This is a genomic window from Hymenobacter montanus, from assembly GCF_014699115.1.
Taxonomy (GTDB): domain Bacteria; phylum Bacteroidota; class Bacteroidia; order Cytophagales; family Hymenobacteraceae; genus Hymenobacter; species Hymenobacter montanus.
The window spans coordinates 1-14,160 of the sequence record NZ_JACXAD010000005.1 but is presented as its reverse complement, the minus strand read 5'-3'; the positions used below and the strand labels follow the sequence as shown (position 1 = coordinate 14,160).

Here is a 14,160-nt window from a genome sequence, read left to right as displayed (position 1 = left end):
AAGAGCTAGCTGGCTACCTGATTTGCTGCTAATTCGGAGCAGGAACCGGCCCGAGCCGCTTTTCACGATAGCAAGTCGGGCCGGCGCGCCCGGGTGCGGGCCAGGGCCTGGTCGTGGCGCCACTCCTCAATTTTGGGGGTGTTGCCCGATAGTAGAATTTCCGGCACGCTCAGCCCGCGCCACTCCGCCGGGCGGGTGTACACGGGTGGAGCCAGCAGGTCGTCCTGAAAAGAATCCGACAAGGCCGACTCCTCATTGCCCAGCACGCCGGGCAGCAGCCGCACCACGGCGTCGACGAGAATAGCGGCCCCAAGCTCCCCGCCGCTCAGCACGTAGTCGCCCACGCTGATTTCGTGGGTGATGTACGTTTGACGGATGCGCTCGTCGATGCCTTTGTAGTGGCCACAGAGCAGGATAATATTCCCAAGCAACGACAGCCGGTTGGCCAGCGGCTGGCGCAGGGTTTCGCCATCGGGCGTGAGGTAGATGATGGCGTCGTAGGGCCGCTGGGCCTGCAGCTCATCGATCCAGGCGGCAATGGGTTCCACGCGCAGCACCATGCCGGCGCCCCCGCCAAACACGTAATCATCAATCTGGCCGTGCTTATTGACGGCGTGGCGGCGCAGGTCGTGCACGTGAATCGCCACCAGCCCCTTGTCCTGCGCCCGCTTCACAATGGAATGAGCAAAAGGGCTGACCAGCAACTCAGGCAGGCAAGTGAGAATATCAATACGCATGGCTGTAACGCGGACTCTGCGAGTCCGCGCGGAATGGGTTCGTTCGGCGGGTCGTTCACGCGCGGACTCGCAGAGTCCACGTTACTTATGCTTCGTCGCGCTCGCGGGAAGAGGGCTTGAGGTATACATCCAGCAGGCCATCGGGTAGGTTTACGTAAAGCTGCCGCTTCTCCTGATTGGCGTGGCTTACTAACTCTCCTACTACCGGAATCAGCACTTCCTGGCCCTGGTAGCGCATGGCCAGCATGTCTTGCTGGGGCAGCTCGTAGAAGTTCTCCACCGTACCCAGCTCGCCGAGGTTTTCATCGACCACGGTGAAGCCGATAACGTCGTGGAAGTAGAACTGGTCGGCGGCCAGCTCCGGCAGTTCAGTCAGGGGCAGGTACAGCTGGGCGCCGCGCAGGGGCTCGGCATCCTCAATGCGGTCGATGCCGCGTAGCTTCAGCAGCACCTTGGATCCGGCCTGGGGCTGCACCTTTTCGACGGGGTGCTCTGCGAGCTTGGTGGGCGTGGCCGCCGGGGCCAGGTGCACCAGCTTGAGCTTTTGGTAGGCCGTAACGTCGTCGACGTCGAAGTGGGCCACCACGTGCCCGCGCAGGCCGTGGGTTTTGATGATGTAGCCAAGTAGGAAGGCGTCGTCGAGGAGCATGGGTACGGGAGGGAATAACGAAAAAAAGTTTGGGGGTTGCCAGCCGGTTCGGCTCGCAACCCCCAAACCCTTGCGGTTCAGTAACCAGTGGCTACTCCGCGGAGGCTGCTTCGGCGGGAGCCTCGGTAGCTTCTTCGGTCGCCGGAGCGGGCGCGTTGGCGGCCAGCAGGGCAGCGGCTTTCTGCCGCTGCGCTTCCGCGCGAGCCTCTTTCACCTTGGTTTCGGCGGCGAAAGCAACCTTGCGGGCTTCCGCCTTGGCATCGATCAGGCCAGTGCGCTTGCCTTCGATTTTAGCATCTTTCTCCTCTTTCCAGGCATTGAAACGCTCGTCGGCAACCTCTTGGGTGATAGCACCCTTGTCGACCCCTAACTGGAGGTGACGACGGTAGAGCACACCGCGGTAGCTAAGCATGGCCCGCACGGTGTCGGTGGGCTGGGCGCCGGTCATCATCCAGTAGAACGCCCGGTCGGCGTCGTAGTTGATGGTGGCGGGGTTGGTATTGGGGTTGTAGGTGCCGAGTTTCTCGATGAAACGGCCGTCGCGGGGAGCGCGGGCGTCGGCTACTACGATGTCGTAAGTCGCGGCCTTTTTGCGGCCACGGCGGGCGAGGCGGATTTTAACTGCCATAAACCGGTGGGGTTTGCTGCGACGGAACTCGTCCGTCTGGTGAGGTATCCAAAAATTTGGAGTGCAAAGGTAGCGTTTGTTCAGGGGATTAGCTAGCACGGACCTAAAAAAAGCCCTGGCGATGAGGCTAGGGCTTTTCGATTCTCGGGAACGTCGGGCTTTAAGCGGGTACGGCCACGCGCTTGGCTACTTTCCGCTTGAGCTTGATGACGCCTACTTTGTCGAGGGTCCAGATCACCGAGTAGGTAGGATCCAGCTCCCACCACTTCACGCCGAAGTTGACGCGCATGGGCAGCTTGTGGTGGTTGTTCTGGAATAACTCGCCGAAAGCCAGGAAATCCAGGGCCAGGGTGTTCCTCGACTTATCGTTGTTGTCGAAGTTCTGGTAACCGTATTTGTGGCCCCCCCAGTTCACAATGGCCCCGTGGATGGGGCCCATCAGGAAGTGAATGGGCAGCAGCAGATACTGCCACCACGCGGTAGCGAAGTTGATGTAGAACAGCACGTAAGCCGTGCCCCAGCCAACGCGGGAGTACACCGTGCTGCCGAAATTATCCAGCCACTTCCACTCCGGAATGTCCCCATCGAAGCGGCGCGCTCCTTCGTGCACGTCCTTCAGTACGTCGTTGTAAATCACCTTAGTCTTCCACATCATATCGAATGCGTTGTTCGAGAAGTGGGGCGAATGCGGGTCCAGTTCGGTATCGGAATAGGCGTGGTGCATGCGGTGCAACAACGCGTAGGCCCGGGGCGAGAGGAAGCTGGAGCCCTGGCAGAGGTAAGTGAACAGGAAGAAGAACTTCTCCCAAAATTTATTCATCGTAAACATCTTGTGCGCCGCATAGCGGTGCAGGTAAAACGTCTGCGTGAACAGGGATAAGTAATAATGGGCAACAAAGAAAACGAGGATGGTCATAAAGGGGAAGCAAGCTGGACTGTCCGCACAAGCAAATAGCCGCTGGTAAGGTTCAGTGAGTGGGGTACAAAATTACGGCTAGGGTATACCGGATGCGCATTTTCGCTGTCGAAAGGCCAAAATGTTGCACACCGGGCAATTCCTGATTGCCCCTCCCGAGCCCAGGCCGGAAATTCAGGGCGCGGTGTTGGTTTGTGGTGGCATCGTATGCGTATCGGGGTGCGGGCGCGGGTTGGGCAACGATGCAGGGGTTGACAGAGCAGCCCAGCGCGCCACGTCCTCGCGAGTCAACTTAGGCTCGACAACGATGAACTGACCTTCGCTCTCATCGAAAAAGGTCTTGCCCGTTGGCTCTAGGAGGCTCCTTGCCAGCACAGTCTCGATAATGATATCCCTCGGTTCAACTGACTTACCGAGTACAGCGCGGAGAGAGCTGCGCATCTGTTCAAGTTCATCGGGAGGCTCCGGCGGATCTTCCCATTCCACATATGCGCGAATCGACGTGTAGTACGTGTGGTGAGGTCTGGCCACGAAGTCGCGGCCCACCTCAATGGGCTGCTCGACCTTGACTAAGCGAACTAACTCTGAATGATACCCGATCCACTGTTGCGCGGCTTGTACAAGGTCGGCAAACGGCTTGACCAGGGTAGTCGGGATGTCGGTGTCAAAGTGACGAACCATCACTCTAGGAGCGCCTGGAGCAGCCGGGACGAAATAGAGGGTACCCAGGGGACTATCGAGAAACTTCTGCAGCCCGATTTCACCTTGGATATCGGCAAATTTGCGCATAGGTCCTATTGCATATCGATGATCAATATTTTCTTTTTGTTCGGTGACCAGTGGATGTTTTTCGAGGGTGGTTCGCGCTGGATTCTATTCAACCCATCCTGGAGAATGGGGCCTTTGGTGCCCCTGAGCTCAGCAATGGCTCGTAGCTGAGGCGTTGGCATCGCCCACTGCTTGTTTTAACGAATATCGAGTCGGGACCGAAGCCGCGCAGCACCCTGTCGCTCCCCGTCTCGTGAATCTTCACAACTACGATGTCGTTTTTCGGCTCGGGATTGGCATCAACTGCACCTTTAGAACCTGTGAGCTGCTGAATTGATGTATCCATATCGGTCAGCCGCTTCTGGCACCAACGCTTGAGAGTAAGCAATGGATTCTTCTCGGGAAGGGGCGCCGCGAAGGCTGCGCTTCACTGGTAAAAGGCCCGGGCCGCGTCCCAGTGCGGGGCGTCGGGCAGGGGCGCGACGAAGGTCATGAGCTCTTTGGTAACCGGGTGCTGCAATTGCAGCTGGCGGGCGTGCAGGGCAATGCTCACGTCGGGTAGGGGAGCCAGGAATCCGTACTTGACATCGCCCACGATGGGAGTGCCCAAGCCGGTGGCCAGCTGAGTCCGAATTTGGTGCGGGCGGCCCGTGATCGGGTTTACCTGGAGCAGGTAGCGGTTGCCGGCCGGGCCCAGCAGCTCGTAATGCAGCTCGGAGCGTAGGCCCTGGGCGTGCTTTTCCGGGTAGGCCTTGGTCACGTTGCGAACGGCATCTTTCACCAGCCAATGCACCAGGGTGCCGTGCTCGGGCACGGGCGCTTTGCCGACGAGGGCCCAGTACGTTTTATTCACCAGTGAGTCGCGGAACATCTCGTTGAGGCGGCTGAGGGCCTTGCTGGTTTTAGCTAGCACCACCACGCCGCTCACCGGCCGGTCGATGCGGTGGGCCACGCCGATAAAGGCTTCGCCGGGCTTCTTGTACTTGAAGCGCAGGTACTCGGCGGCTTTTTTGGAGAGAGGCTCGTCGCCGGTGGCATCACCCTGCACGAGGAGGCCAGCCGGCTTGTTAATGACGAGGAGGTGGTTGTCTTCAAACAGAATTTCTCTGCCTTCGGACCAGATATTGGGACGATTCACGCGGCGGGTGCGGGCGGGATGTTGGCGATCAGCAGGAGGGAGCCCGGGCCCGTCAGGGGCTACCGCACGTCATCAGACCACACTTGCCGGGCGTTCCGCTCTTGCTCTTATGGCGGCGAAGATACGAACCTGCGCGGGAGCGTGGCCGAAACGGCTTAAGTAAGTCGTGTAGTGCCCGGGGCTTCGCGAGCGTTGAGAGCCGGATTGTACCAGCCCAATATTGCGCGCGAGTGCAGCCGTCCGTTGCGGGGCGGTCGTCGCCGCTGCGCCCGCGCGGGGTAAAGCGACGGTTCCGGGGCTCCTGGCTGGGAGAACTTTGGCTAATGGGATCGGCTTCAGCCGGTCATTCAACCACGCTAACCCAGATAAATGCGTAGTTTCAGCGCATGCAAAAGCTTCTCATCTTAGGACTTGCTCTATTGGCTGGCGCGGGCTGTAGTACACGATCTACTCCCACTAAAGAGGAGATGACCGCGGCGCCAGCGGCAACCAAGTATTCGGAGGGCCGCTTCAGCGGAACCTGGTACCAGCGTAACACCTCGCTGCGGTGCCTCGACGAGATGAGAATTGGCCATGATACGCTCGGTCGTTACAACATCAATGAAGTGCCTTGCGACACTCTCTATAGCATAGATGCCTACACGGGCTACACCAGCGGCGACTCGCTGCATGTTTATGGGGTGCCAGAACATCACTCCCCAGAGATGTGGCTGCACCTGGAGCAAGGGCGGCAATTGCTAATCCAGAGCTATGAGCTTGATCAATCCGCGGGTTTCCCAAAACAGCGGGCACCTAAGCTCGTGCGCGACACGTTCTGGCTGGACTCGGCACGAGTGAGGTGATAGCGGCAGCGTTTCAGGGTGAGCCAGGGTTCGTGCAGAGTTGACAAAAAGGTGAAAAAGCATCTTCACCCGCGGGCACTACGCCGCTAGTAACCTTCCTCCTTGCTGGGGAACTCGCGGCTTTTGACGTCGGCTACGTAGCGCTGCACGGCGTCGGTCATGACGTCGTGCAACTCGGCGTAACGACGCAGGAAGCGGGGCTTGAACTCTTTGGTGATGCCCAGCAAGTCGTGCACGACCAAGACCTGGCCGTCGACGTCGGGCCCGGCCCCAATGCCAATGACCGGAATGGTAAGCTCCTCGGCTACCTGCTTGGCGAGGGCGGCAGGAATTTTCTCGAGCACAATGCCGAAGCAGCCGATTTCCTGGAGCAGACGGGCGTCTTCGAGGAGTTTCTGCGCCTCGGCTTCCTCTTTGGCGCGCACGCTGTAGGTGCCGAACTTGTAAATGCTTTGCGGGGTGAGGCCCAGGTGGCCCATCACGGGAATGCCGGCCGTGAGAATGCGGATGATGCTGTCTTTGACTTCGGCGCCACCTTCTACTTTCACGCCGTGGCCCCCGCTCTCCTTCATGATGCGGATGGCTGACCGCAGCGCCTCCGACGAATTGCCCTGGTAGGAGCCAAAGGGCATGTCGACTACTACGAAGGCCCGCTTCACGGCGCGCACCACCCCCTGGGCGTGGTAGATCAACTGGTCGAGGGTGATGGGCAGGGTGGTTTCGTGGCCGGCCATCACGTTGGAGGCCGAGTCGCCCACCAGCAGCACGTCGATGCCGGCCCCATCCAGGATTTGGGCCATGGAGTAATCGTAGGCCGTGAGCATGGAGATTCGTTCTCCGCGCTGCTTCATGGCCAGCATTTGGTGGGTAGTAATAAGCTTGATTTCCTTGTGCTGAGACATGGGGAGCGGACTGAGAGAATGGCAGGTGAGGAAAGCCGGCGCGGGTAGGCGACGCTTTCGTGGGACAAAGCTGCCAACAATTTCGTTAGGGCCCACCATACAAGCAGCGCAACTGCCGCCCACCCTGCGGAACCAGGGCTACCCGGGTAACCCGCCGGGCTTAGATCCAAGTGAGTGGTGTCGATAGAACCGCCGTGGTCCGGCTGGCTGCTACCCTCGGGTGGGGCCTGCAATTTGGTGAGCGCCGCTACCAGTGTTACACCCCCTGCGTTGGCCGCGCCGCCTATTGATACTGCGCGTAGCGGTTGCGAGTCAGCTTCAGGTCCTGCAGCAGGCTGCTCTTGGCGGAAATGGTGAAGAGGTAGCCCCTAGTAACGCCAAAGGGAATCCAGGTGCCGTTGATTTGCCAGCAGTGCAGGTCGCGGAAGAAGGAGAGAACGGGGTAGGTAATGGTCTTTTGGGTGATGTCGTAGCCAAAATTATAGGTGAAGCGGAGGTTCTCAGTAAGTTTTACCGATCCGTCGGCTCGCACCGTATTCAGAGCCAGGATGGGCGGGCGCATTTCGCCTTTCTTCAATGGTACGGGGTTGGTGGTGTAGCCCGCCGCGTAGGACAGGTTAAGCTCCCAAGGAATATCGAAGTCGACATAATCGGCGTAGTAATTGGTCGGCCCCACGGTGCCTAGGCTAGGGTCGTTGGGCAGGGCCACGGGCCGGCGCACCACGCTCTTCTTTTTGCCGGTAGTGGGGTTGAAGGCATAAGTAGCCTGGAGGCTGGCGGAGGCCAGGCGCAGGAGCCGGCGTGGGCTGGCCTCAAACAAATACTTGTTGACAGCCCGGCCCTGGCTGTCGCGCTGGTAGGGCTCGAAAGAGGCATTGCTGTTCAAGTTCAGCTTGCGAGCCACCTGGGTACGGAAATTGACCCCCAAGGGCGACAAGCGCAGGGAGTCGGCCGCGAAATTGTAGCTGATGTTGAAATCAAGGCCGTCAATCAAACTAGCCTTGCGGAAAGGGTTGAGGCCAGTGGTGTCGTTGGGGTCGCGCACCTTCATCTCTACCGAGTTTTGCAGGGTAAACGAAACCTGGCTCTGCTTGGCTCCCCCCGGGGCTCCGTAGATAAAATTGTTGAAGCTGTTGAAAGGATAAGGATTACGGCCATTGACGGGCTGTAGCTGGCTGGGGGGAATCAGCTCGTTAAACTGGTTGCGCAAACCGTATAAATCGGGCTGCGGATACACGCTTTTTCGGGTGGTGAAATCCGGCGAGTAGGAGTAGGTCAGGTTTGGCGTGACTTTATGCCGAATGGCTTGAATTTTACGGGTGCCTTTGCGGACAACGGTCCCATAAAACGTCGTGTTTAAGCTAAGGGCGGCCGAGTAATTATTGATACGGTAAAGGCCGTAGGTGGTGTCGATTCGGATGGCCTGCGCCACCGGGCTGAAACTGTAATTGAGGCGCTGGGCATACCACACCTCGCCGTAGCTGACAGTCGGGGCGATCTGGAAGTGGTTAACGGAGTAAGAGCCCAAGCCAATGTTGAGGGTGTGCTGCATGCCGTTGCGGCCGTTGCGGAGCAGTTTGCCGATGTTGCTAAAGCTGAACGGAATCCTATTCTCGGCCGTGGTGCCCCCCAGCAGCGGCAGCCCGTTGCTGAGCGTACGCGGAGCAATAGTATTGCTGACCTCGTTGCGTGCCGTCAGGTTGTAGCTTAGGGTAAACTGTTCGTACACCTTGCCCAGCTTGCCGCCCGCGCCGGGCTTGATGCCGAACCACTGGTACGGGTACTGCCGGGCCACGCCCAGGCTGAAGTCGGGCAGGGTGAACGTCATCGTCCCATCGGTGCCCTGTGCTTGGCTGAGGCGAATGTCGTAGTTGACGGGCGAGTTGCGAATCTGCTTGGAGTAGCTGATGCTGGAGTTGAACTGCGTGGATAGGAAGCGTCGGGCATCGATGCTGTTAACGCGGTTGAAGCTGCTGGTACCGGCGTTCACACTGGCCGAGAAGCGCCCGCCCCCGGGCTTGGGCACGGGCGTATGGTTCCAGGTAATCCAGAACGCGTTGGCCGCGGGGGGCTTGATGTACACCTGACCGGTACTGACCGCGTCGTTGACCAGAATCTGGTTGCTGGGCCGGGTCGAGAACCGGAAGTTGAAGTTGCCCTGGAAGGTGTAGCGTTTCAGGTACGAGACGTCGGCCGTGGCGCCCCAGCCCCCAAAGCTCTGGGCGTTGCCCGCGTAAATGTCGCCGGTAAGGCGCACGCCGATGTAGTCGTTCGGCGCGAAGTAGTAGCCGCCGTTGGTGAGGAAATAGCCGCGGTCGGCCGCCTGCCCAAAAGTAGGAATGATGATGCCCGAGCCCCGGCTACGGCTGGGCATGGGGAAGAAGCCAAACAAGAAGCCCAAGGGCGTGGGTATGTCGCCAATCACCAGATTGAAGGGGCCGGTTATTACCTTATCGCCCGGAATCACCTTCATTCGCTTGGCCTGAATGTAAAAGTGCGGGTGCTCCAGGTTGCAAGTGGTGTAGCGGCCCTGCAGGCCGTTGATATCCCCGTCGGGCAGGCGCTTGATGACGGCGGCGCTCACGAAGCCTTCGCCCTGGGTGGTAACCGCCTCGCTCACGCGGGCTTTTTTGGTTTTGAAGTTGTAGGCGATGCTGCTGGCCGTATACAAGCCGCCCTTGTCCTTGAGCACGGGCCGGCCCTCCAGCTTGTGCTTAAGGGTGTCGAGCTTGCCATCGGCCAGCATGGTGTTGTTGCCGTAGTTAACCGTAATGAGGGCGGCTTTCAGGTCGGTGTCGCCATATTCCACGCTGGCTTTATTGTAGAGCCGGGCCACTTTCTGGGTAACGTCGAACTGAATGGAGTCCTTGGCTGCGTACTTTATGGTGGTTTCTACCTGGCCCTTGCGCTTGACGGAAAGCTGCAGGGAGTCGCCGGGGCCGCGGGTGATGCCGCCGGGGGCCAGCGTGTCGGGCACGGGTTTTTGCGAGGCCCCGGGCACGCGCGCCTGGCCGGCGTTGCGCGCACCGGGGGGCGGAGGCCCCTGGGGGTCGCGCGGGTCGGGCGAGATGTTGCGTACCGGCGGGGTAGGGGCGCTGCCGGGCCGCTGGCCGGGCCGGGCGGTGGGCACGGGCCGGCGGGGCGCGGCGCCAGTGGCCGTATCGGGAGCCGTCGGGGCCGCCAGGATGGCGCGGACCCGGGCTTTACGGGCTTGAACCTTAGCGGCACGAGTCGTTTTCTTAGTTTGGGGTTTTGGCTGGGCAGGCGTCACGCCCTGCCCCCAGGCTGAACCAGCTAAGATGAAAAGCGACAGAAAGAAAATTCCCAGCCAGCCGGAGCGGTACCAGGGGTGGAACCGGGCTTCAGAATAAAGGCCAAACCAAACAGACAAAGTATCGTAGCGTTTAATTCGTGTACTTTTGGGGATTCTACAAAGGTAGCAGTTGCTATCGCCCTTCAACGACTATCGTGCGGATTATTGTCTCATTAACTACTGGTTGTTGCTTGCTTGCTGCTAGTTGCTTGCTGACAGCCAGCCAGTCACCAGCGGCCGACTCTAATCGTGGGGGCAGCGTCCCTCATCACGCGGCCACGGATAGCTTTACCCGGAAGACTGCTGACTATGGGCTGGGAGACAATGGCTCATCCAGTGGCCGGTACCGCCTGCGTAAGGTGGTGCTCGACGCCGGCCACGGTGGCAAAGATCGGGGCTGCGCCGGGGCCTCGGCCCGGGAAGCCGACGTAGCACTCGGCATCGTCCTGGCCCTGGGCCGCGAGATCGAGCAAAACATGCCCGACGTAAAAGTCATCTACACGCGTAAGACCAATGTTTTCGTGGAGTTGGGCGAGCGCGCCGCCATTGCCAACCGCAACCACGCCGACCTGTTCATCTCCGTGCATTGCAACGCCGGCCCCCGGCAGAGCCACGGCACCGAGGTCTGGACCATGGGCTTGCACAAAACCACTGCCAACCTGGACGTGGCCCAGCGCGAGAACTCCGTTATCTTGCAGGAGAAAAACTACCAATCCCGCTACGACGGCTTTGACCCACGCTCACCCCAAAGCCACATCCTGTTTTCGCTGTTTCAGTCGGCCTACATCACGAACAGCCTGCGCTTTGCCCAGCGCATCGACCGGCAGCTGCGCACCAGTGTAAAACGGCCCAGCCGCGGCGTAAAGCAGGCCGGTTTCATCGTGCTGTGGAAGTCAACCATGCCCTCGGTACTCATCGAGTCCGGCTTCCTGACCAACCCCGCCGAAGAGCGTTACCTCAACGACAAAGCCAACCAGTCGTATATGGCGGCAGGAATCTACCGCGCCTTCCATGAATACAAGCGCGAATTGGAAGGCAATTAGCTTAAATATCGCGTACATCAATGAACACTGAATGTTAAGTACCCGCGGTCGTTGTGTTTACTAATCTGGTGCATTCCGCTTCCAACTGTTTGACATATAGAATTTAGCAACTAAAATTCACCCTTAATCTTCCAGCCCGTGACTAAAGAAATAAAAGTGGCGCTGCTCACTATCGTATGCATTGTAGCCTTGGTCTTCGGCTATAATTTTTTGCGGGGCAGCAATTTGCTTTCCTCCGACCGTACGTACTATGCTACGTACCCCCGCGTCGACGGCCTGAACGTGGGCGCTTTGGTTATCCTCAACGGCATCAAAGTAGGCCAGGTGAAGAGCCTGGAACTTCAGCCCACCAAAGGCAATATGGTGCGCGTGGCCCTGGAGTTAAGCAAAGATATTGTGGTGGGTGACTCGACTACGGCCAGCCTGGGCGGCTCGCTGCTGGGCTCGAAGGCCATCACCCTCACGCTGGGGCGCGATTCCAAGCAGTTCACCGGCGGGGAGGAGCTGCGCGCCACCGCGTCTACGGGCATTGCCGATGCGTTTCAGGCCCGCGCCCTGCCGGTGCTGACGACCATCGACTCGACGCTGACCCGCGTAAATGGCTTTCTGAACAAGGACGCTCAAACCAACATTCAGCAAACCCTGCGCGGGGCCCGGGGCAGCACCGAAGCGCTGCAGCAGCTCATCGTCGCCAACCAGGCCAACATCAACCAGATTACCCGCAACCTGGCCCAGATGAGCGCCGCCCTCAACAAGACCACGAGTAAGCTCGACCGGATTGCCGTAAACTTCGCGCAGCTGTCCGACTCGCTTAAGGGGGCCCCCGTGGCTCCGGCCATGCGCCGCCTCAACGCCACTATGGCCGAAGCCCAATCCACCGTGGCCACCCTCAACAAAGCCATGAACGACAATACCGGCACCATGGGCAAGCTGCTGCACGACTCGACGCTCTACAAGAACCTGGCCGCTACCACGGCCAGCTCCAACAGCCTGCTGATCGATTTCAAAGCCAACCCCAAGCGTTACGTACACTTCTCGGTATTTGGCGGCGGCAAGGATAAGACCAAGACGGAAACCACCAAAAAAACTGACGGCAGCACGGTTACGGAAGTAAAAAAGGTGGACGCGGCGTCGGTAGTTAAGTAAGTGGGAGGCCGCCTTTACGGCTCCGCGTTGCCCGAAAGCGGCCCGCCAAAAAATGGAATAGCAAAACGTACTGACGAGGACGCGGCAAAGGCTGCGTGCCGCTCGTACCTTTGGAATCCGCCTTCGGGCGGATTTTTTTGCGCTCATTCTCTCCCAATCCCACCCGCTCCTTATTTATGAACGTCGAGTTCAACCGCAACGAAGATCAACTCAAGCAGCTCAGTTTCACGCTTCGCCAGAAGCTTCAGAAAGTAGCCCTCGGTGGGGGCGAAAAGCGCATCGCCGCCCACAAGGCCAAGGGCAAGCTCACGGCCCGCGAGCGGATTGCCTACCTGCTGGATAAAAGCGCGCCCACGGTCGAAATCGGCGCTTTTGCCGGCGAAGGAATGTACCAGGAGGAGGGCGGCTGCCCCGGTGGCGGCGTGGTAGTCGTAATCGGCTACGTGCAAGGGCGGCAATGCGTGGTGGTGGCCAACGACGCCACGGTGAAGGCGGGCGCCTGGTTTCCCATCACCGCCAAGAAGAACCTGCGGGCGCAGGAAATCAGCCTCGAAAACAAGCTCCCGATTATCTACCTCGTCGACTCGGCCGGCGTGTACCTGCCCATGCAGGACGAGATTTTTCCCGACAAGGAGCATTTCGGCCGCATCTTCCGCAACAACGCGGTGATGAGCAGCCAGGGCATCGTGCAGATCTCGGCCATCATGGGCCCCTGCGTGGCCGGGGGGGCTTATCTGCCCATCATGAGCGACGAAGCCATGATTGTGAACGGTACCGGCTCGGTGTTCCTGGCGGGCTCCTACCTGGTGAAGTCCGCCATCGGCGAAACCATCGACAACGAGGCCCTCGGTGGCGCCAGCATGCACTCGGAAATCTCGGGCGTAACCGACTACAAGTTCGAAACCGACGAGGAATGCCTGGACCACATCCGCAACATCTTCGACAAGATGGGTGGTCAGGCGACGGCCGGCTTTAGTCGCGCCACCCCGGCCAGACCCCAGCTCGACGAGCAGGAAATCTACGGCCTGCTGCCCGCGGACCGCGCCAAGCCCTACGACATGATGCAAATTATTAACCGGCTGGTTGATAATTCAGAATTTGAGCCTTACAAGGACCTGTATGGCCAGACGCTCATCTGCGGCCTGGCCCGGATCGATGGCTGGGCCGTGGGCATCGTGGCCAACCAGCGCAAGATTGTGAAGAGCAAGAAAACCGGCATGCAAATGGGCGGCGTCATCTACTCCGACTCGGCCGACAAGGCCGCCCGCTTCATCATGAACTGCAACCAGAAGCGCATTCCCCTGGTGTTCCTGCACGACGTGTCCGGCTTTATGGTCGGCTCCGTCTCCGAGCAGGGCGGCATCATCAAGGACGGCGCCAAGATGGTGAATGCCATGAGCAACTCGGTGGTGCCCAAGTTCACCGTCGTGGTAGGCAATAGCTATGGGGCGGGCAACTACGCCATGTGCGGCAAAGCCTACGACCCGCGCCTGATCGTGGCCTGGCCCACCGCCCAACTGGCCGTGATGAGCGGCGCCGCGGCGGCCAACACCCTATTGCAAATTCAGGTAGCTTCCCTCAAAGCCAAGGGCGAAGTCATCACCCCCGAAGCCGAAAAGGAGTTGCTCGACCGCATCAAGGCCCGCTACGAGGAGCAGCTATCGCCCTACTACGCGGCCGCCCGGCTGTGGGTCGATGCCGTGATTGACCCGTTGGAAACTCGTAAGGTCATTTCCGAAGGAATCGCGGCGGCCAACCACGCGCCAATTGAAAAGGCGTATAACGTGGGGGTCATTCAGGTGTAAAAGCTTGTGCATCATCTCAAAACAAGATTATGACTACCGCCGAGCTGGCCCAGTACCTTGAGACAGAAGGATATAACCCGGCAAACTATTCTATCAATACCCGTGGTTTCGACGGGTTTTGCCTGGTGAATGACGGGCAGCAGTGGGTCGTATTTTACACGGAAAGAGGAAAAGACCAACCGGCAGTTTTTGCTTCTGCTAGGCTGTACGGACAATTATCTTTGGGTTCGTGAGCAATCTGGATGAAATCAGTGACCGGGCATGGGCGGCGTT

12 protein-coding genes are annotated in these 14,160 nt (G+C 59.4%); 4 read left to right on the top strand and 8 right to left on the bottom strand.

Annotation, left to right across the window (positions count from 1 at the left end; genetic code table 11):
• Positions 1–62: 62 nt before the first annotated feature.
• The 6 genes from trmD to IC235_RS05465 form a co-directional block, all read right to left on the bottom strand.
• Positions 63–737, bottom strand: coding sequence for a tRNA (guanosine(37)-N1)-methyltransferase TrmD (gene trmD, locus IC235_RS05490; protein ID WP_191004163.1), 675 nt, complete (start codon positions 735–737; stop codon positions 63–65).
• A gap of 85 nt (positions 738–822) precedes the next feature.
• On the bottom strand, positions 823–1,386 hold the full coding sequence (gene rimM, locus IC235_RS05485) for a ribosome maturation factor RimM (RefSeq protein WP_191004162.1): 564 nt from the start codon (positions 1,384–1,386) through the stop codon (positions 823–825).
• A gap of 91 nt (positions 1,387–1,477) precedes the next feature.
• On the bottom strand, positions 1,478–2,014 hold the full coding sequence (locus IC235_RS05480) for a 30S ribosomal protein S16 (RefSeq protein ID WP_191004161.1): 537 nt from the start codon (positions 2,012–2,014) through the stop codon (positions 1,478–1,480).
• A 160-nt stretch (positions 2,015–2,174) separates the two neighbouring features.
• Entirely contained in the window at positions 2,175–2,930 is a 756-nt protein-coding gene (locus IC235_RS05475) for an acyl-CoA desaturase (protein ID WP_191004160.1), read from the bottom strand.
• Between the two features lie 174 nt (positions 2,931–3,104).
• Complete coding sequence (locus IC235_RS05470; protein WP_191004159.1) at positions 3,105–3,719, bottom strand: hypothetical protein; 615 nt, start codon at positions 3,717–3,719, stop codon at positions 3,105–3,107.
• A 406-nt stretch (positions 3,720–4,125) separates the two neighbouring features.
• A complete protein-coding gene (locus IC235_RS05465; RefSeq protein ID WP_191004158.1) occupies positions 4,126–4,836 on the bottom strand; it encodes an RluA family pseudouridine synthase in 711 nt (236 codons plus the stop codon).
• Between the two features lie 386 nt (positions 4,837–5,222).
• Between IC235_RS05465 and IC235_RS05460 the strand changes: the two genes are divergently transcribed.
• Complete coding sequence (locus IC235_RS05460) at positions 5,223–5,678, top strand: hypothetical protein (protein ID WP_191004157.1); 456 nt, start codon at positions 5,223–5,225, stop codon at positions 5,676–5,678.
• Between the two features lie 86 nt (positions 5,679–5,764).
• On the opposite strand, the gene panB is transcribed toward IC235_RS05460, so the two are convergent.
• Both panB and IC235_RS05450 read right to left on the bottom strand, forming a co-directional pair.
• Positions 5,765–6,580 (bottom strand): 3-methyl-2-oxobutanoate hydroxymethyltransferase, encoded by an 816-nt coding sequence (gene panB / locus IC235_RS05455; RefSeq protein ID WP_191004156.1) that lies wholly within the window; start codon positions 6,578–6,580, stop codon positions 5,765–5,767.
• 283 nt (positions 6,581–6,863) lie between these two features.
• On the bottom strand, positions 6,864–9,971 hold the full coding sequence (locus tag IC235_RS05450; RefSeq protein ID WP_191004155.1) for a putative LPS assembly protein LptD: 3,108 nt from the start codon (positions 9,969–9,971) through the stop codon (positions 6,864–6,866).
• A gap of 131 nt (positions 9,972–10,102) precedes the next feature.
• Between IC235_RS05450 and IC235_RS05445 the strand changes: the two genes are divergently transcribed.
• The 3 genes from IC235_RS05445 (at position 10,103) to IC235_RS05435 (ending at position 13,887) form a co-directional block, all read left to right on the top strand.
• The gene (locus IC235_RS05445; RefSeq protein ID WP_317173533.1) at positions 10,103–10,936 is read left to right on the top strand and encodes an N-acetylmuramoyl-L-alanine amidase family protein; all 834 of its coding nucleotides are present in this window, start codon (positions 10,103–10,105) and stop codon (positions 10,934–10,936) included.
• A gap of 138 nt (positions 10,937–11,074) precedes the next feature.
• On the top strand, positions 11,075–12,082 hold the full coding sequence (locus IC235_RS05440; RefSeq protein WP_191004154.1) for an MlaD family protein: 1,008 nt from the start codon (positions 11,075–11,077) through the stop codon (positions 12,080–12,082).
• A gap of 176 nt (positions 12,083–12,258) precedes the next feature.
• Positions 12,259–13,887, top strand: a complete 1,629-nt coding sequence (locus IC235_RS05435) for an acyl-CoA carboxylase subunit beta (protein ID WP_191004153.1) — start codon at positions 12,259–12,261, stop codon at positions 13,885–13,887.
• Positions 13,888–14,160: the final 273 nt, after the last annotated feature.

What these genes read in the sequence shown, in the direction of transcription:
- trmD (WP_191004163.1), bottom strand. Translation starts at nt 737, where the DNA reads ATGCGTATTGATATTCTCACTTGCCTGCCTGAGTTGCTGGTCAGCCCT.
- rimM (WP_191004162.1), bottom strand. Translation starts at nt 1,386, where the DNA reads ATGCTCCTCGACGACGCCTTCCTACTTGGCTACATCATCAAAACCCAC.
- IC235_RS05480 (WP_191004161.1), bottom strand. Translation starts at nt 2,014, where the DNA reads ATGGCAGTTAAAATCCGCCTCGCCCGCCGTGGCCGCAAAAAGGCCGCG.
- IC235_RS05475 (WP_191004160.1), bottom strand. Translation starts at nt 2,930, where the DNA reads ATGACCATCCTCGTTTTCTTTGTTGCCCATTATTACTTATCCCTGTTC.
- IC235_RS05470 (WP_191004159.1), bottom strand. Translation starts at nt 3,719, where the DNA reads ATGCGCAAATTTGCCGATATCCAAGGTGAAATCGGGCTGCAGAAGTTT.
- IC235_RS05460 (WP_191004157.1), top strand. Translation starts at nt 5,223, where the DNA reads ATGCAAAAGCTTCTCATCTTAGGACTTGCTCTATTGGCTGGCGCGGGC.
- panB (WP_191004156.1), bottom strand. Translation starts at nt 6,580, where the DNA reads ATGTCTCAGCACAAGGAAATCAAGCTTATTACTACCCACCAAATGCTG.
- IC235_RS05435 (WP_191004153.1), top strand. Translation starts at nt 12,259, where the DNA reads ATGAACGTCGAGTTCAACCGCAACGAAGATCAACTCAAGCAGCTCAGT.